The organism is Streptomyces sp. NPDC087787 (assembly GCF_044743035.1).
GTDB lineage: Bacteria > Actinomycetota > Actinomycetes > Streptomycetales > Streptomycetaceae > Streptomyces.
The window spans coordinates 1-16610 of the sequence record NZ_JBIUVQ010000029.1 but is presented as its reverse complement, the minus strand read 5'-3'; the positions used below and the strand labels follow the sequence as shown (position 1 = coordinate 16610).

Genomic DNA, 16610 nt, shown 5'->3' with positions numbered 1-16610 from the left:
ACACCACTACCGCGCACGAAGGGAACCTGATGAAGCCGCAGATGGAGGACACCGAGTTCTGGGTCGGCACCTTCCACGGGAGCCACGACGACACCACGGCCACGGTCACCGCGACCCGCGACGACACCCGCACCGAGCCGTACGTCTGGACGTGCACGTGCGGCGCGTCCCGCTCCTTCCCCACCGAGGACGGCGTGTGGCCCACCGCCTGGCGCCACACCCACCCGACCCGCTTCGACCGGCTGCGGTCGTGGGCCGCCCGCCGATTCCGCACCGCCCGCTGACCTGACGCCCTGCCTGGCCCTCGCCCGTCCCGCACCCCGGGGCCGGGCGAGGACCGGACAGGCCGCCCGGCCGCACGCTGCGTCCCGCCGACACCAGCACGACGTCGGCGGGGCGCAGCGCTGTCCGCTCGACGACTGGAGGAGATCACTCGTGCTCATCCCCCGCCCGCGCCGCCGGATCGGCCGGCCCCGCCCGCAGCGCCCCGGCCCCCGCCACCCGCAGCGTCCCCACCGGCTCTCCGGCTCCTGGAGCAGGTGATGGCCCGGACGCGACGGAAGCGGCGCCGCGAGATCAAGCGCGTGCCCCGCGCTGACGCAACCCTGCCGGAGCACGACCGCAGCGCTTGCCCAGCTGGGCTGCTCACCCGGCGTCAGTTACGGGAGAAGGGGCTGAGCCCCGGCGGGCACGACCCGGTCGCCGTCCTGCGCTGCAAGGCGTGTTCCTTCCGACCCGGCCAGTCGTGCATCCATCCCACCCGGGCCTGGCTCTACAGCGTGGAGCTCGCCCGCCCGAAGCGCACGCCGACGCTCGCGCAGGAAGAGGCGCTGGACCGGGCGATGGCCGCGAGGCAGACCTGCCCGTGCTGCCGCCGGCGCTACTACTTCTGCCAGTACCGCTGCGCACCCAGGGCTGCTGTGACCCCTGCAACAAGGGCTACGAGCCCACCCCCGGTACCTACATCGATCCCCCGGCCAAGCACTTGCTTGCCGCCTGACCCGAGAGGACAACCGCCCATGAGCATCACGATCACGAACACGTACGGCACCGCGCACAACGTCAGCGAGACCAACCCGGCCCACGTCACGAGCTGCGACTACTACCGGCTGCCCCTCGTCGGCACCATCGCCCCCGGCAACCCCGGCTACGAGGACATGGTCGAGATGCTGAAGGACAACGGCCACGACACCCGCCCCGAGGGGTATGGGCTGATCTTCCTGGAGTCCGAGGAGTTCAGCGCGACGTACTTCGGGTCGATCGAGCAGATCGAGAACTACAAGCGCGAGAACATCGACGGCAAGGCGACCTTCGACGCCTCACAGGGCGTCATGTACGCACGGTGGCCCCACGGCAAGGGCTGGGACGACTTCCTCCCCCGCGTCTTCTGGAACGTGAAGGCGCGCGGTGCGATCGCGGACGGCGTCGGCCTCGTCACCGCCTTCGCGCACACCGAGACCCCGGGCGCCGAGGTCATCGTCTACGAGTTCGAAGGCACGTGGCTCCCCGGCGGCAAGCCGGAGCAGATGGTCACCTACCACTGCACCGCCTGCCACACGGACACGTTCAACGACGGCGGGCACGTGCACGAGAACACCGGACCCGACCGCCGCCGCTGGGCCGCCCGCCAGGCCCGCCAGCACATCATCAGCGCCGCCCGGCACGGCGTCGGCGACAAGAACAGCGCCTGCCGCCCCAACAACGGCGAGATGCTGCGCGTCGTGAACGCGGTCGCCCGCGACATATGGGGCACCACGGGCAACGCCCTTCCGGACACCGACGACGCGTACTGCGCCACCAAGGGCCCCTGCTCGATCATCCGCGAACTCCGCGCCGACGTCCGCCCGCCCGTCTACCGCGCCTGACTGCCCGCGACCTGACCAGCGCTCTCCGTGCCGCCCCGCCAGCCCTTCCGGCTGCGCGGGGCCGTGCGGTGTCCGCCCTGTCAGCAGAGACCAGGCGACCGGCCCACCCCTGGAGGCCACCGTGCCCCTCACCCGCCGCTCCCTGATGGACTCTCCTGGCGCGGCGCCTACAGCACCACCACCGAGGTCGACGCGCTGCTCACCGAGCAGACCGAGACCGCGTACACCGCCGCAGCCGACCACGCCGCGCTCGCCACCGCGAAGAACACGGACGCCCTGGCCGTGCAGCCCGGCGTCTTGGACACCCGCGGCCGGATCCTCGCCGACGTCCTCTACCTCGAAGGCGTCCTGACCGGGGCCCGCAACCGCGGCCTGCCGAGCGAGGTCATCGAGCGCTTGGAGAACGTCGTCGACCACGACCACGAGGTGACCGTGCTGCTCGCCGCCGCCGTCCGCTCCACCGCCGCCGCCCACGAGAGCAGCGGCCACTGAGACGCCCGGGACGGCAGCTGGTGTGCGGCCCGGCCGTCCCGGAGCCACCCAAGGGCGGCCCGCATCACCACGCGGGCCGCCCCGCTCACGTCACGACGAGGAGAACCCCGCGCATGACAGCATCCACGGCCCCTTCCTCCATCATCGATAAGAACCTAGACACGGCCTGCGTCTCGGTCGCCAGCGAGATCGGACGCACGGACGGCAAGGCGTCCTTACTGCTCGCCTTCAATGGCGCCGCCCTCGCCGGGCTTGCGTCCGTCGCCGACAAGAATCTGCCGCCTGTGACCAAGGCCGTCGGCTCGCTCGCCGTCCTCGCACTGGGCGCGGCCGCCGTACTGTTGCTCCTAGTCGTCCGGCCCCGTCTGAAAGGGGACGACCGGGCGTCCTTCCCGTACTGGGCGCGCCTGGACGACGACGAGATCCGGGCCTGCATGGACGGCGACACCCGAGCCGCGCGCATCCGGGTCCTGTCCGCCCTCGCCATGAGGAAGTTCACTCACCTGCGGCGAGCGGTCGACCTGACACTCGCAGCCCTGGCCCTCCTCGCACTGGCTGCCGCGGGGCTGGCGCTGTGACGACGGCCCCGGTGACCCGCACCCGCCTGGACCGCGTCCGCGCTTCGGTCGGTATCGCCGCCCTGGCCCTCCAGCAGATCGAGGACGACCTCAGCGCCGACGACGTCGACCAGGAGGAGCTCGCTGCGATCCTGCGTGAGCTCATCGAGGACACCGACCCGCCCGGCGGCTTCATCCCGGCCCTGGCGCAGCTGCTCACCGCCGCCGCGCGCCGTGCCGAGCAGATCGAGCCCGACCGCGACGGCGACGCTTCCTGCCCCCTGCACGAAGCCTCCGCCTTGATCACCGACGACGCCAGGCAGCGCCTCATCTGGGCTGCCCGCGCCCTTCACCCGCAAGGAGAATCCACATGACCGAGCTGATCTACCCGGAGATGCACGAGCACAGCGTGGTGGTCCTCATCGGCCCGTCCGGCGCCGGGAAGTCCACGATCGCGCACACCTGGCCCGCCTCGCAGGTCCTGTCCCTGGACGCGCTGCGCGAGACCGTCAGCGACGACGCGGGCGACCAGGACGCGACCGGCGACGCGGTCGCCGCCCTGCACCTGCTCCTGGAGGCGAGGATGCGCCGCCGCCGGTTCACGATCGTCGACGCCACCAACGTCACCGAGGCGGCCAGGCGTCCGCTGGTCGCCGCCGCCAAGCGGCACAACATGCTGCCGATCGCCGTCATGGTCGCCACCCCCGGCAGCGTCTGCATCGAGCGCCAGGGCCCGCGGCCGGCCAACCGCACGGTCCCCGACGCCACGGTCATCAAGCAGCGCAAGGACATGGTCGACTCGCACCGGACCCTCAAGGCGGAGGGCTTCGCCGAGATCGTCTTCGTCGACAGCCTCTACCGGCTGCTGCCGTTCCTGGAGCGCCTGAGCCAGGCCCGGCAAGCCGACCTCGGCCTGGACGGTGGCGACGGCCTCGGTGACCTGAACCTCGTGGCCCGGATGTTCGGCGAGGCGATCCTGCCGCTGTGGCAGTGGAAGCCTGGCTCGAACGTCGCCGGCGGCGACCGCGTCGCGGAGATCCGCCTCGGTCAGCAGTACCTCACTCTCGCCCTGCGCACCGACGTGGACGGCGAGGGCGACGTCGGCTTCGACGTGATGGTGCCGTGCCCGCACGACGACGAATGCGACGGCTACGCGTGGGTGCCCGCCTACAGCGTCACCTGCCTGTTCCGCGCGCTCAACGGCGACCTGGACGACGACGAGGACATCGTCTGCACCGTCCACGGCCCGAACAACGGCGACGACCAGGACGACGACCTCGAAGGCCGCGCTGACCTCGAAGAGCAGGCCCTCGAAGCGATCCGGGGCTGACGGACCCTCCGTGCTGCCCCCGGCCCCGGCCCACCGCCGGGGCCGGGGCGGTCGCGGTGGTCCCTCAACCACCGCGATCACGAGAGGAGATGGACGTCATGACCCTGCCCTACTTCGAGGTCGACGTCCCCATACGGAGCACCGAGGCCCCCGGCCTGGAAGGCGTGCACGTCTTCACCGGCCAGGCCGACAGCCGCAGCGCCGCCGTGAAGGCCGCGCACGAGGTCTACGACGCGGCACGCGCCGCGGCGGAGGCCGGACTCGAGATTCCCCACGGGCGCCCGGACGGCTGGGGCGCCTGCGGATACCGGCCTGGCTGGGAGCTCGACTGGCCCGCCGCGAAGGCCGGCCCCTGGAGGAGCCCGTACAGCTGGCTCAACTCCAAGACCTTCGAGCTGTAGCTCTGCCCCGGGACGGCCGCCATCGGCCTGGTAACCACGTCGGCCGCCCCGGGCCCCCAACCCGTACGAGACGAGAGGGAGATCCTCAGTATGGACTCCGTCCTGCACACGACGGGCCGGTTCGGCCCGCGCACCCTCCTGATCACCGCCGCAGCCGTCCCGCTGACCGGCTGGGCCATCCACGCGACCGTGCTGCTCAAGCAGAGTGCCGCCAAGGACAAGGACCCGCTGACCGGGCTGCTGCGCCGCGACGCCTACACCGCCCGCGCCCGCCGCATCCTCGCCCGGCACGGCGACAGCACGACCGTGGTCATGGTCGACGCCGACCACTTCAAGCAGATCAACGACACGGCCGGACACCCGGGCGGGGACGCCGTACTCGCCGCGTTCGGCGCCCGGCTCACCGCCTGGGCGGGCCCGCGCGCCGCCGCCGGCCGCCTCGGAGGCGATGAGTTCGCGGTCGTCCTGGAGCTGCCCGCCGACCGTCGCGAGCAGCGCCTCGCGCAGCTGGTCCGCATGCTGCACACCCCGGTCACCCTGGACGACGGCCGCACCATCGACGTCGCCGCCTCGGTCGGCGCCGCAGCCCCCGACATCCTCGGCACCCGCGACCTGACCGGCCTGCAGAGGGCCGCCGACAGCGCGCTGTACGACGGCAAGCACTCCGGCCGCGCGGTACTCGCCACTTCCACGCACACCACGGTCCCGTCCATCAACGGGCGCCGGGCGGGCAGGCCGGGCACGGCCGTGTGGGGGCGGGCCGCATGAGCACCGCGACCCTGCCCGAGGGCGACTGGATCCGGGGCATCAGCATCCGGCAGCCGTACGCGGCCTGCATCCTCGCCGGGGCCAAGACGGTGGAGAACCGGCCCGGCCGGTGGCGGACCGGCTGGGTGCTGCTGCACACGAGCAAGACCGTCGACCGGCCCGCCCTGCGGATTCCACTGATCGGCCGCACGATCCGCGACCGCCAGCTGGTCACCGGCGCCGTGGTCGGCGTCGCCCGGATCACCGACTGCCACCAGGACCCCGAGGGTGCGCCGCTCTGCTCGCCGTGGGGGCACCCGGGCGCCTGGCACCTGGTGCTCGACGACGTCCAGGAGCTCCCCCTGCCCGTCCCCGCGCGCGGGCAGGTCGTGCCGTGGAAGCCGACGTCGGACCTGCTGGGGCGCGTGTTCCAGCAGCTGCCCGCCTTCCGGCCGTGACCCGCAGGGGGACGCACGAAGGAGAAGCCGCCGTTCGAGCCGGGCCTGATCCCGGCTCCCGGCGAGCTTCTCGTCTGGCGCGACGGGCCAGCACTTTGACCGCTGGCCGGACCTCCCCTGCACGCTGTGCGGCCAGCCCACGCCCATGCGCTCCCACTCCGGCGAGCCCGTGCACAAGGCATGCGCGGAGGACTGGATCACCGCCAACCCCGTTGAGGCCCGCCTCGGGCGGTTCGCCTCCGACCTCGCGCCGAAGCCCAAATCCAAGTCCAAGGGCCAAGGCGACCACGCACTGACCTCCACCTGGAGGAACCCATGAGCAGCACCGACCGCGACGTCGACCACGCCCTCGCCTACCCGGAGCCGCCGGCCTCGCCGCTGTGGTATCGCGCTGGTGCGAAGGCCCGGCCGCTCACCCCTGCAGAACAGCGGCGCAACCGCGAGCTGCTGGTCCTCGCGCAGAAGCGCCCGACCCGACCCCGCTCCCCTCGCTCCACCAAGCCCCTGGCGGAGGCCAGCTGATGCACCCCCAGACGCACCTCGCCATAGACGGCTACGTCGACGCGATTCCGGCCCCCGGCGCCGGCTGGGGCACCGCGACGTTCGACCTGATCCTCTCCCCCGTCGACGCGGACACCATCGCGCCCGATGCCCCCGACACTGTCTACGCCTGCACCACCGCCGACCCGCGCATCGCCGACGTGCTCCTGCGCGAGATCCAGCCCGGCGACCTGCTGCGCGTCACCGGCATCGTCGTCCAGCCCGACGACCCCACGGCCCCGGCCCGCTTCACCGTCGACGCCCTGGAGGTCCTCAAGGCCGCCCCGGCCCCCGTGCTCTACGACCTCGTGCTGGAGCGCTGGGGCACCTACGTGGCGGTCTTCGACGCCGACCGCGACCAGGTCCCGGTCTTCACCGTGTCCGGCCGGTGGGTCGGCGAGGCCGCCAACCCCGACGCGATCAGCGACCTGATCGACGCCTACGAGGAAGGCGACCCGCGATGACGACCGCCCCCCCCACGCAGCGCACCATCCTCGAATGGTTCCCCGTCGGCCACCCCCGCGGCTCCTGGCCCGCCGACGAATACGCCGCCGCCCAGCGAGCCCAGGGCACCACGGACGGCCGGGTCGCGATGGACCTGGCCACCGACCAGTTCCTGGTCATCACCGAGACCACCAAGTAGCACCCGACGCCACCGAGCGCCGCCCGCCCCTTCCGGCCGGGCGGCGCTCCGGCGTCTCCACCCCTTCGAGCCTGGAGGCCCTCGTGCCCGACGTGTTCATCGACTCCTTCGGCGCCCGCTGGCAGGACCCGCCGCCGCCCCGCTACCGCGCCGCCGTCCTCGGCATCAACCTCACCAACGCCCTGCTGAACCCGCCCGACGACCCGGCCCTCGCCGACATCATCGCCCGCCAGACCGGACAGGACGCGGGCGTACGCGACTACGTCCTGAACACCCCCGGCGCGGCCCGCATCATCAACGACGCCGTGCACGAACTCACCGCGCTGCGCGCCGCCACGCAAGGCCGCCCCGTCCAACTCCTGGTGAACTGCTGGTACGGACGCCACCGCGCACCCGCAATCGCCAACGCCATCGGGAACCGGATGCAGGAGACCGGCGCCCAGGTGCAGGTCACCCACCACCACATCAACCGGCCGCCAGTCCCCCGCAAGCACCCGCGCCCCGACTGCCCGTTCTGCCGGATCATCCACGACGGCGCCCCGGCCACGATCGTCCACGAGTGGAGCGACGCCCTCGCGATCGTGCCCCGCAGCGGCGGCTGCACCGACGGCCACCTCCTGGTCCTGCCCCGCGGCCACGTCGCCGACTTCACGACCGACCCCGTCGTCTCCGCCACCGTGCAACTGCGCGCCGCCGAACTCGCCGCGCAGATCGGCGGCCAGTGGAACTACCTCACCTCCTGTGGCCCGGATGCCACGCAGACCGTGTTCCACCTGCACGGCCACCTTGTGCCCCGCACCGCCGGCGACGGCCTCGCCCTGCCCTGGACCCACCCGACCCGCGAACAGGAGCCCGCCCGATGAAGCGCCCCTTCTTCCGCCGCTGCGGACACGCCCCCGGCGCCCTCTCCCCCGAGGACCAAGCCGTCGTCGACCAGTTCCGCGCGATGTTCACCGCCCTGCGCAACCCTGAGCCCTGGGCGCCCGGTAGCGCCCGGGACATCGCTGTGCGCGTCGGCCCGTTCGTGGAACGCGCGCACACCCGGCCCGGCGACGACCACGGCCCCGACATGATCGCCGCCGCCCTGGTCCATCCCGACACCCCGCACGCCGGCGACTACCTCCACGGCCGCCATCGCCGACCCGTATGAGGCCGACGCCGTGGTGCTCCTGGCCGCCGCCGTCGCGGGGGTGAGCGCGTGACCGCCCCGGCCCTGTAAGAGATCGAGACCAGCGAGGGCGACGACGGCACCATGTAATCCCGTGACGTCCGCACCATTCAGCGCCCGCGATGGGGGCGAGTGGCCACGGACCCAGGTGTCGAGCCGCGACCGCGAGGTCGAAGTCGAGCACCTTCACGTCCATCTGCCACGCGTCTTCAAGGCGTCCGGCAGCACCCGCACCGCGGCTGCGCGATGATCCGTCGCTGCGGCAACGGGCTTGGCGCCCTCACTTCCGAAGACCAGGCGGCCGTCAACGTGTTCCGCGATGCTCGCCGCTCTCTGCTCACCGGAGCCCTGGACCCCGGGCCACACCCAGGACATCGCCATCCCGGTCGGTCCGTTCAGGCACGCCCTCGCGAACGCCTCGGCATGGCGTCCAACTGGGCCGTCGCGCGTTGAAGAAGCGTGGTTAGACGAGACTGCGTCCGCCGTTCGGAGGCGCACCCGAGCGTGCTTCCAATGTCTCGCTCCGAACTTGAGGCGGTGATTACGCCGTAATCATCTGCGGCGGCGGTCGACACGCGTACGCGAGGCTCCGCGCGCCATCCATGTGTGCCCGGGGGAGGGAGGTGATTACGGCGTAATCACCACGCGAAGCGTGGCATGGCGACTGACAGAGCAAGAAGCACTCCTAACTAACGTGTCGATGCTCCAAAAGATCAAGGACGTTAGTATGGTGTCCCCCATGAGTTCGCCAGCCACTTCCAGCGACCGCGAGAAGGTCGTCTCCAAGCTGCCGGGATGGCTCCGGCAGAACCTCAAAGTCAGGGCCGCACAGCACGGCATCGAGATCCAGAGCGCCGTCGAACAGGGCATCAGGGACTGGTGCAACCTGGCCTCCGCCACGGCAACCATCGACACTTCCGGTGCCGACTCCTTCTCCACCTTCCTGCCTCCCGGTCAGTGGGAGGAGTTCAGGCAAACTGCCGCCGACCGACGGGTCTCGCTCATCCAGGGCCTTGCCCAGTCCATCCAACTGTGGCTCGACGCCAACCCCGCTCCGCACGTCGCCCGCCCTGAGATCACTCGCCGCATCATTGTCTGCAACCAGAAAGGCGGCGTAGGCAAGACCGCCATCACCGCCGGCCTCGGAGAGGCACTCGCCGAGAACCCCAATACCCTGCACCCCGTCCGGGTCGCCAAGGCACTCACCAAGGCTCTCAAGGCGAGTGAGACACACGCCGACGATGCCGATCCAGAAGAAAACCCCCTCGACATCGAGAACCTTCCGGGGCCAGGCCTGCACGTGCTGCTCGTGGACTTCGACCCCCAGTGCCACCTCACCAACCAGCTCGGCGCCACTCCCCTGCCGCTCAACGGCGACAGCCTCACCAACCACATGGCGGGCGACCCCAAGGGAGAACTCCGTGACCTCGTCGTCTCCATCGACGACGACGCCTTCGGCGGAAGACTCCACCTCCTGCCCGCCTGCAACGACGCTTTTCTGCTCGACGTCCGCCTGTCCGCGGTGCGTGCCCGGGAGGCCGCGCTGGAGAGGGCTCTTGCGCCGCTCGAAGATGATTACGACGTAATCATCGTCGACTGCCCTCCCAGCCTCGGCCTCAGCATGGACGCTGCTGCGTACTACGGTCGGCGCCGTGAGAGTGAAAAGCCCGGCCAGTCCGGCGCACTGATCGTGGTTCAGGCCGAAGACAGCTCCGCAGACGCCTACGAACTGCTCACCACGCAGATCGGCGACCTGCGCAGCGACCTCCAACTCGACATCGACTACCTCGGCATCGTGGTCAACCTCTACGACTCGCGCCGCGGTTACATCGCCACCTCCTCCCTGCAGGGGTGGGTCGACATAAAGGATCCGAGGGTCGTCGGCCTTATCGGAGACCTCAAGGAACAGAAGGAAGCGGTCCGAGTGAAGCAGCCCCTGCTGTCCTATGCGCCTAAATCACAGCAGGCGATCGGAATGCGTGCACTTGCCCGGGAGGTGCTGTGAGCAAGGCCGATCAGCTGGGCGCCGGCCGTTTCGGCGGAGCAGTGCGGCCTGTCAGCTCGCGCCGCCAGGCCGTCGCCGCTGCCACCGGAGTCCCAACCGAAGGCATGGCCCCGCCAACGAAGCTTTCACCGAGCCGTATCAGTCTCAACCCAGACAATCCCCGCTCCAGCCTCGGAGACCTCACCGACTTGGCTGGCAGCCTGAAGACTCACGGTCAGAAGCAAGCGATCACGGTCATGAACCGTGACGCCTACATCAAAGCCAATCCTGAACGCGAAGCCGACCTCGAACCGGATACAACGTACGTCGTCATCGATGGCAGCAGCCGACTCGCCGCAGCGCGTGATGTCGACCTGGACACCATTGCCGTCATGGTCAGCGACGACCAGGGATCCACATCCGAAGAACTACTCGAATCCGCTCTCGTCGCCAACATCCACCGCCAAGACCTGGAAGAACTTGACGAAGCGCGAGCCCTGCAACGGCTACTGGCCATCCACGGCAGCCAGAGGGCCCTGGCCAAGCGGCTTCACCGCTCTCAAGGCTGGGTGTCGCAACGACTGGCCCTGCTGAACCTCTCGCCCGAACTCCAGGCCCGCATCGGCGAAGAGCCCATTGACCTGCTGCGCGCTGTGGGCAACAAGCCAGCTGAGCAGCAGGCGACGGCACTCAAAGAACTCAAGGAAGAGCGGGTCCGCAAGGAGGCCGAGAAGCAGGAACGCAACCGGAAGAAGCCTGGAAAGGGCGCCGGGTCTGTCGTACAGGATGTCGGGAAGCCGGACGGCTATTACGGCGTAATAGGAGACGGCGCGACGAGCGAGTCGTCCTCCAGTGCCCCGGCAGAAGAGTCCGCTGGCGATCGAGCACTCCAGCAGTCGGTACCGGAGCCGCGGTCTGACACGGCGCCTCCGCGCAAGGATGACGATGCCGCAGGCGAGGAACGGCCAGTCCGCAAGGTGCCGTACAACGAGCCCGGCAGCCTGGCGATGCTTTTGGACCGGAACGTGAAGAGCGATGACGACTTCTTCGACCTGTTGAAGTTTCTGAGCAGGAAGGCGCTGGAGCGGGATCCGGCCCGGCTCGGCGAACTGGCACAAGCCTTTGCCGAGGAAGCCGCCGCCCGCGTCGACTGAATCGGACACCGCCCTCTCGCATCCTTCAGGGGCCTGGCCTCCCGAACTTGGGAGACCAGGCCCCTGCTGCTCACACCACAGCATGTGCCTGCTACCGGCCGGGGTACCGACGAGGGACGCGAGCTGCGTGCGGCCGCCCTTTTGGGGCTTGTCGCTGCCAGGACTGCGGCCAACTCATCCCGCTTGGTGAGCCAGTCGGTTCCGCCCGCTCGGATCGCATTGCCCAGGCCGTGCACGATCGGGTCATCAGCGGCACCGGGGCGGCGGGCCGGGCGCGGTGGAAGTGTCTGAGCAGGTTCGGCAGCCTGCTGGCGGCGATGTTGCTCTTGGCGTGCCAGGAATACAGAGGCAGGAACCACGTCCGGATCGCTCTTGGAACACTGCGGTGAAGCGGTAGCGCCGGTAGTCGGCCGCAGCTTCCGGCAGCGTGTCGTACGGGATGTGCCCTACCAGGCCGTGCTGTGCCCGCTGACCCGCACCCGCACGAAGTCCCCGTATGAGCGGGCCGCCTTGCCGCCGGTGCGCTGACCGCCCGGGTCCGCGCGGTACGACGCTCGGACCGCCTGGACTCCCGGACCCGGCCGCACACCGTCGCCGCGCCCGCCGCCCTTCCCGCGGCCGTCCCGTACGGGACCGGAAGGCGAGCCGCAGCCAGGGGCAGACGACCGACGTCGCCACGGTGGAGCAGACCCGCCGCACGTTCGCCGCCGCCAAGATGGCCGCCAAGCTCCAGGACGGCATCCGGGACCGCGCCGTCGCCCACGGCCCCCGAGCACAGCCCGCTCCGGCGACGTCCCCGCCGCCGCACACCCATCAGCCGGCGCCCAGCCAGCGCCGGACCGGACCATAGGAGGGTTGCGTGAGCACACCGGAAGAACCCAGCCTCGAGGACGCCCACGCCCGCGCACGCGCAGCCGCCCCGGAGCGGTCCGCCGTGCTCGACGAGCCTCCGCCATGGGAGCCGATCTGGAAGCGGCCCCGGACACCGAAGAACGACCGGGACAAGAAGCGGGAGCTGCGCAAGCAGCGCAGGCGGCTCCAGGACGCCGGTCGCTGCCGCTTCGTCGCCGGGCAGTCCCGCTGGCCCCGGTCCCGGCAGAACCGCATCGGCAACGCGGCCGCGCGCCGCGACGCGCGCGCCCTGTCCCGGGTGCGGCACTCCACCACCTGGCTGCGTCTGGCCCGGCGCGCACCGTCGGTCAGTCGCGTCCCGCCGGAAGATCACCCAACCACAAAGCCCCCTCGACTTGCACGTTTCAAGACCGGTTGAGAGACGGCTTCCCACGCAACAGCACTGGTTGGCTGTCACGCAAGGGCGTCGAGCCATGCGTCGCCGGACGGCGGGACGAAGAAATATCCGCCCCCGACGGTGAGGGTGTATTTGGCCATGGCCTCGCCCTGCAGCCGGTGCTGCACAGTCTCGAAGCCTTTCTCCAGATCACGTTGGAAACAAGAGAAGATCAGGCCCTGGTCGTCGGCGCCGCGGTGGTAGTTGTAACCGCGTCGAACCAGGGGCGGGGGATGGCGCCGGTCCGGGGCGGCTCTGCGGACATGGGCATCGAGTGGTGTGGTCTTGCCGTGCGGATCGGCGGCAAATACGGGCTGCTCGCTGCTGGGGGTGCCGTCCAACCACCGGCCGTTTCTGCGACGCCCCATGATGCGTTCTTGCTCGTGGACCGTGTCGCGGTCCCAGAAGTCGGTTGCCAGCCGGATGATGCGTATCACCTGGTAGCTGCCTCCCACCGCCCAGGCTGGCTCACTCTGATCGGCCGTGATGACCGCGCGTTCGGTGACTCTGGCAGAAGTAGTGGGATTGCCGTATCCCTCGGTGAAGTGGAACGGGTTACGGGCCAGCCCTCTGCCCTCCTCTGTGCGATTCTCGGGGCGCGTACCCTCCATGCGCCAGCGCACTTGCCACTGAGGCAATGCCCGCAGCGTCCGCTGCGCGGTCTCCCGCACGATACGGGTTGAGGTCCCGGTGATCTGAAGCAGGAGATCCCCGTGCGACTGGGACGGATCCAACACGTCGCCAGTAAACGATGGCATTTGCTTGAGGTGGCGTGGCCTGGCTGCCCGCGGAGGCAGTGCGCTGTCACCCAGAGCCAGCCAGGCGGCGACCTTTTCACCGTCTATCGCCTCGACAGCACGGTATGCAGCACGGAGCGACCTATCGTGGCGGTCTTCACCCGCAACGAGGTCAAGGGCCATCACCCGCGTGTACGGCAACGGGGCTGAGCCGCGCAGATGGGCGGGTGCCGGGTTCTGGTAGGAAGTGTCACCGCCCAGGGCAGCGACAGCGGCAAGCCCACCCGTGGCGACACCGGCAACGGCGAACGAGGCGCGCAGGACGTTTCGCCTGCCTGTCATTTCCACTGTGCGACCTCACCGAACAAGCCTGGAACACCGCATTCGTGCCAGATGAGCAGGGCACGCAGCCGATTACCAAGTCGCTGATCGAATCGGGCCCGCTGGGGCATCACCGTTCCGCGCCCTTGCTCCACTGACGGGCATCAGCCCGCCGCATCAGGCCCTCTGCTGCTGGACCAGCAAGGAACGGATGTACGAGCCGGACATAATCGGCTTGCTCCAGCAGGGACTTTTTTAGCTGTTTCAGATTGCGGGCGCTGTAGGAGACCCTTCCCCGCAGCTCCACGACCCCGGCAGCAAGAGCTAGGTCTTCGATGGATGCAGTGAATGCCATGGATTCCGTTTCAGTGCTGGCGCTGCACCCTACAGCGCCATCCGTGAAATCGAGCCCGATTTGGTACTCAATACCACCACCTCGATACGCAGAGACCGGCATGCGCTGCTCATTTTCAGCCGGGCCAGTCAGCCTCAGGGAGCTTGCCGTTTCCGCGTAGGCTGCCTGCACCTCTTCGAAGAAGACCTTCGCCGATGGAACCATTCGTGCCTCTCATCTTGGAAAGCTCGCCAGCAGCCTAGTCGCTACTCTCGAAACTTCTCCGAGTCGCGGCGAGATTGCTAATCGCATCAGAAAGAGCCCGCCTTAGTGTATCTTCTTCGGAATCAAAGGCTCCTACCTTCCCGCCGGATGTCTCGTATGCGGCGATATACGACGCCCAGGCCTCGTAAACATGGTGGAGTTGTTTGTTTGTTGTTAGTGACAAGATCGCTAGCTGCTTCGGTGAAGCAATTTTCTTTTTGGCCTCCGAACCGAACCAGATGCTGAAGCGAGCACTCTCGCTCAGTAGCTGACCCACCAGTTCGATGAGGTCATTCCCCAGCGTCTTACTCGATAGCATCCTGATCGGTAGGTCAACTCGAATCATTCCTGTTGGAACTAGCAATTCTGCAGGTGGAGACCATCCGGATGGAATTTCATCCATCCACTCCCAGCCATCTGGCAAGGGCATTAATCTCCTCCGTGTTCGCCGAGAGCCATCGCCGCCGCTATCCGTGTTGCCGAAGCAGCCACTTCGTAATCTCGTAGCTTCCCTCTTCTATGGGTATCCCCCCTACTCCACCCTGCTTCAGTACCTCCGCGCAGTAGGTGATGCAGCTCCTGGTCGCTTCATCATAGGCACCCAAATCCTGCCCGAGTGTCACATCTTGGTAGGACCTTGCACGGCTCGCGTTCGGGAGAGGAATACGAACGTCGAGCCTGAAGCTGGAGAGATTTCCAACGTATTTCTGAGCAACTGCACGTGTTCCGGGTACGCCAGCCTGCTCAGTGTGAAGAACATCGGCGCCGTGCCGCACCGTAATCGATGCATGTCCTGCCTTGCGATCAAGGTGCACAATCGCTTCGCCGGCATTGCCGCCACAGTTATGAACCAAGACTGGTGTGGTGCCCGCCAGCACATAGTACGTGTGCAGGTCGTCGACGGTGAGGTTGTAGACCGAGGTGGCCTGGGTGCGGTGTCGAATCGCGGTGATCTGTACCCAGGTGCCGGCGCTGGTCTGCACCCACTGTCCAGACGCGAGGTTGCCGGCCTTGACCCATTGGTGGAGTTGGGGGACCCAGAAGGGGTGGCCGTCGGTGGCGGTGACCGTGTCGGTCTTGGTTCCGGTGGGTCCGTCGGTGTCGAGGGTGATGTCGACGAGTTGTTTGTCGCCGTCTCCCTTGATCAGTGCGGTGACTTCGCGGGGTCCTGTTTCCCCAGTCTCGGGGTCGGTGGCGATGACCGTGTCGCCGATCTCGACATCCTTGATGGGCTTGCGGGTGCCGTCGGCCATCAGGACGGTGGTGTCGCCGGTGAAGCTGTTGGGCAGGGCGCAGCTGCCGAGTTTGGAGCCGAGCCTTCCCTGAAGCATGGCGCCGAGGCCTTCGCCGAGCATGCCGGACAGGCAGCCGATGGCGGCGGACTGGCCGACCTGGCCCCAGTTGACCTTGCGGCCCGACAGGCGCTGGGTGAGCCAGTTCAGGCCGCCGTCCATGAGACCGCCGACAACACACGCGGCGATCATGGGGTTGTTGCCGGTGGGGTCGGTGTAGGTGGTGGGGGAGGACAGGGCGTACTGGTAGAGGTTGGTGCCGCCGGCGAATCCGGAGGGGTCCTGGGAGATGAACCGGCCGGTCTGCGGGTCGTAGTAGCGATCGCGGTAGTAGAGCAGGCCGGTGCCGTCGTTCTCACGGCCGGTGAAGGTGTACGGGTTCGACGAGGTGCTGCCGGAGGCGGTGGGGGTGCCGTTCGGGTCGTAGGCGTAGGTTGTCGCAACGGTGCCGTCGGTGTTGGCCAGGCCGATTACGCTGCCGAGGGCGTCGGTCAGGTAGACCTGCGTCGTGCCGCCCTCGGTACGGGTGAGGAACTCGTCCAGGCCCGAGGTGGCCACGGTGGCCGTGGTCGCTCCCGAACCGTCCTGCTCCACCAGCGGGTTGGACCCGTCGGCGAGAGATCGGCTGGTGGAGCCGCCGATGGTCTTCGAGACGCGTCCGCCGAGCGGGTTGTAGCCGAACGTCGAGGCGGTGCCTGCCTTGGTCAGGCCGGTCAGCTGCCCGCGGGCGTTCCAGGTGTAGCTACGCAGGCCGTCGCCGGTGAGCTGGCCGTCCGGGTTGTAGGTGAAAGTGCGGCCGTCGTAGCTGGTGATGCGGTTGTCCTTGCCGAACCGTGTCCCGTTTTCGGCGGCGGGCAGGGCCACCTTTGCCAGCGAGCCGGTCAGTCCGGTCTGCAGGGCTCGCTCGTCCCGGGTGTAGGTCAGGTCCCCGATCGCCTTGGGGGTCTGTCAAACGAGCGGTGTAACCAGGGTGGTTGGGGTTACTGACGGGCTGCGGAGAGTCGGCCGTCGAAGGTGATGTCGAAGGCGTTCAGG

Annotated in this window: 23 protein-coding genes and 1 pseudogene; 20 read left to right on the top strand and 4 right to left on the bottom strand. The window is 68.9% G+C overall.

Features of this window, described 5'->3' with window-relative positions; all coding sequences use genetic code 11:
• Nucleotides 1-29: 29 nt before the first annotated feature.
• The 20 genes and pseudogenes from ACIOWN_RS31895 (at nucleotide 30) to ACIOWN_RS31800 (ending at nucleotide 12609) form a co-directional block, all read left to right on the top strand.
• A complete protein-coding gene (locus ACIOWN_RS31895) occupies nucleotides 30-284 on the top strand; it encodes a hypothetical protein (RefSeq protein ID WP_362356474.1) in 255 nt (84 codons plus the stop codon).
• Between the two features lie 258 nt (nucleotides 285-542).
• Nucleotides 543-833: pseudogene (locus tag ACIOWN_RS31890) on the top strand (RRQRL motif-containing zinc-binding protein); the annotation flags it as partial.
• Nucleotides 834-1019: 186 nt separating this feature from the next.
• Nucleotides 1020-1865 (top strand): hypothetical protein, encoded by an 846-nt coding sequence (locus ACIOWN_RS31885; RefSeq protein ID WP_362356544.1) that lies wholly within the window; start codon nucleotides 1020-1022, stop codon nucleotides 1863-1865.
• Nucleotides 1866-1892: 27 nt separating this feature from the next.
• Nucleotides 1893-2357 (top strand): hypothetical protein, encoded by a 465-nt coding sequence (locus ACIOWN_RS31880; RefSeq protein WP_362356476.1) that lies wholly within the window; start codon nucleotides 1893-1895, stop codon nucleotides 2355-2357.
• 113 nt (nucleotides 2358-2470) lie between these two features.
• Nucleotides 2471-2935: a Pycsar system effector family protein gene (locus ACIOWN_RS31875; RefSeq protein ID WP_362356478.1), complete on the top strand. Its 465-nt coding sequence runs from the start codon at nucleotides 2471-2473 to the stop codon at nucleotides 2933-2935.
• 11 nt (nucleotides 2936-2946) lie between these two features.
• Complete coding sequence (locus tag ACIOWN_RS31870) at nucleotides 2947-3288, top strand: hypothetical protein (RefSeq protein ID WP_362356480.1); 342 nt, start codon at nucleotides 2947-2949, stop codon at nucleotides 3286-3288.
• Nucleotides 3285-4244 carry an ATP-binding protein gene (locus ACIOWN_RS31865; RefSeq protein WP_362356482.1) on the top strand — a complete coding sequence of 320 codons (960 nt, stop codon included), beginning with the start codon at nucleotides 3285-3287 and terminating at the stop codon, nucleotides 4242-4244. The genes ACIOWN_RS31870 and ACIOWN_RS31865 overlap by 4 nt, the downstream gene beginning before the upstream one ends.
• A 98-nt stretch (nucleotides 4245-4342) precedes the next feature.
• Entirely contained in the window at nucleotides 4343-4645 is a 303-nt protein-coding gene (locus tag ACIOWN_RS31860; protein WP_362356484.1) for a hypothetical protein, read from the top strand.
• Nucleotides 4646-4735: 90 nt separating this feature from the next.
• Nucleotides 4736-5413: a GGDEF domain-containing protein gene (locus tag ACIOWN_RS31855; protein WP_362356486.1), complete on the top strand. Its 678-nt coding sequence runs from the start codon at nucleotides 4736-4738 to the stop codon at nucleotides 5411-5413.
• Complete coding sequence (locus ACIOWN_RS31850) at nucleotides 5410-5850, top strand: hypothetical protein (protein ID WP_362356488.1); 441 nt, start codon at nucleotides 5410-5412, stop codon at nucleotides 5848-5850. Before ACIOWN_RS31855 ends, ACIOWN_RS31850 begins: the two co-directional genes overlap by 4 nt.
• A gap of 145 nt (nucleotides 5851-5995) precedes the next feature.
• Complete coding sequence (locus ACIOWN_RS31845; protein WP_362356490.1) at nucleotides 5996-6169, top strand: hypothetical protein; 174 nt, start codon at nucleotides 5996-5998, stop codon at nucleotides 6167-6169.
• Nucleotides 6166-6372 (top strand): hypothetical protein, encoded by a 207-nt coding sequence (locus ACIOWN_RS31840; RefSeq protein WP_362356492.1) that lies wholly within the window; start codon nucleotides 6166-6168, stop codon nucleotides 6370-6372. The genes ACIOWN_RS31845 and ACIOWN_RS31840 overlap by 4 nt, the downstream gene beginning before the upstream one ends.
• The gene (locus tag ACIOWN_RS31835; RefSeq protein ID WP_362356494.1) at nucleotides 6372-6854 is read left to right on the top strand and encodes a hypothetical protein; all 483 of its coding nucleotides are present in this window, start codon (nucleotides 6372-6374) and stop codon (nucleotides 6852-6854) included. The genes ACIOWN_RS31840 and ACIOWN_RS31835 overlap by 1 nt, the downstream gene beginning before the upstream one ends.
• A complete protein-coding gene (locus ACIOWN_RS31830; protein WP_362356496.1) occupies nucleotides 6851-7033 on the top strand; it encodes a hypothetical protein in 183 nt (60 codons plus the stop codon). The genes ACIOWN_RS31835 and ACIOWN_RS31830 overlap by 4 nt, the downstream gene beginning before the upstream one ends.
• 83 nt (nucleotides 7034-7116) lie before the next feature.
• Entirely contained in the window at nucleotides 7117-7896 is a 780-nt protein-coding gene (locus tag ACIOWN_RS31825; protein WP_362356498.1) for an HIT domain-containing protein, read from the top strand.
• The gene (locus tag ACIOWN_RS31820; protein WP_362356500.1) at nucleotides 7893-8183 is read left to right on the top strand and encodes a hypothetical protein; all 291 of its coding nucleotides are present in this window, start codon (nucleotides 7893-7895) and stop codon (nucleotides 8181-8183) included. Before ACIOWN_RS31825 ends, ACIOWN_RS31820 begins: the two co-directional genes overlap by 4 nt.
• A 757-nt stretch (nucleotides 8184-8940) precedes the next feature.
• The gene (locus ACIOWN_RS31815) at nucleotides 8941-10206 is read left to right on the top strand and encodes a ParA family protein (protein ID WP_362356502.1); all 1266 of its coding nucleotides are present in this window, start codon (nucleotides 8941-8943) and stop codon (nucleotides 10204-10206) included.
• Nucleotides 10203-11339 (top strand): ParB/RepB/Spo0J family partition protein, encoded by a 1137-nt coding sequence (locus tag ACIOWN_RS31810; RefSeq protein ID WP_362356504.1) that lies wholly within the window; start codon nucleotides 10203-10205, stop codon nucleotides 11337-11339. The genes ACIOWN_RS31815 and ACIOWN_RS31810 overlap by 4 nt, the downstream gene beginning before the upstream one ends.
• A 679-nt stretch (nucleotides 11340-12018) precedes the next feature.
• Nucleotides 12019-12189 (top strand): hypothetical protein, encoded by a 171-nt coding sequence (locus ACIOWN_RS31805; RefSeq protein ID WP_362356506.1) that lies wholly within the window; start codon nucleotides 12019-12021, stop codon nucleotides 12187-12189.
• 9 nt (nucleotides 12190-12198) lie between these two features.
• Complete coding sequence (locus tag ACIOWN_RS31800) at nucleotides 12199-12609, top strand: hypothetical protein (RefSeq protein ID WP_401984131.1); 411 nt, start codon at nucleotides 12199-12201, stop codon at nucleotides 12607-12609.
• Nucleotides 12610-12644: 35 nt separating this feature from the next.
• Here ACIOWN_RS31800 and ACIOWN_RS31795 read toward each other — a convergent pair whose 3' ends face one another.
• The 4 genes from ACIOWN_RS31795 to ACIOWN_RS31780 all read right to left on the bottom strand — a co-directional run bounded on the left by ACIOWN_RS31795 (nucleotide 12645) and on the right by ACIOWN_RS31780 (nucleotide 16439).
• A complete protein-coding gene (locus ACIOWN_RS31795) occupies nucleotides 12645-13547 on the bottom strand; it encodes a Dyp-type peroxidase (RefSeq protein ID WP_362356508.1) in 903 nt (300 codons plus the stop codon).
• 268 nt (nucleotides 13548-13815) lie between these two features.
• Entirely contained in the window at nucleotides 13816-14244 is a 429-nt protein-coding gene (locus ACIOWN_RS31790; protein WP_362356510.1) for a hypothetical protein, read from the bottom strand.
• Between the two features lie 34 nt (nucleotides 14245-14278).
• Nucleotides 14279-14713: a hypothetical protein gene (locus tag ACIOWN_RS31785; protein WP_362356512.1), complete on the bottom strand. Its 435-nt coding sequence runs from the start codon at nucleotides 14711-14713 to the stop codon at nucleotides 14279-14281.
• A gap of 37 nt (nucleotides 14714-14750) precedes the next feature.
• On the bottom strand, nucleotides 14751-16439 hold the full coding sequence (locus tag ACIOWN_RS31780; RefSeq protein ID WP_362356514.1) for an RHS repeat-associated core domain-containing protein: 1689 nt from the start codon (nucleotides 16437-16439) through the stop codon (nucleotides 14751-14753).
• Between the last annotated feature and the right edge of the window lie 171 nt (nucleotides 16440-16610).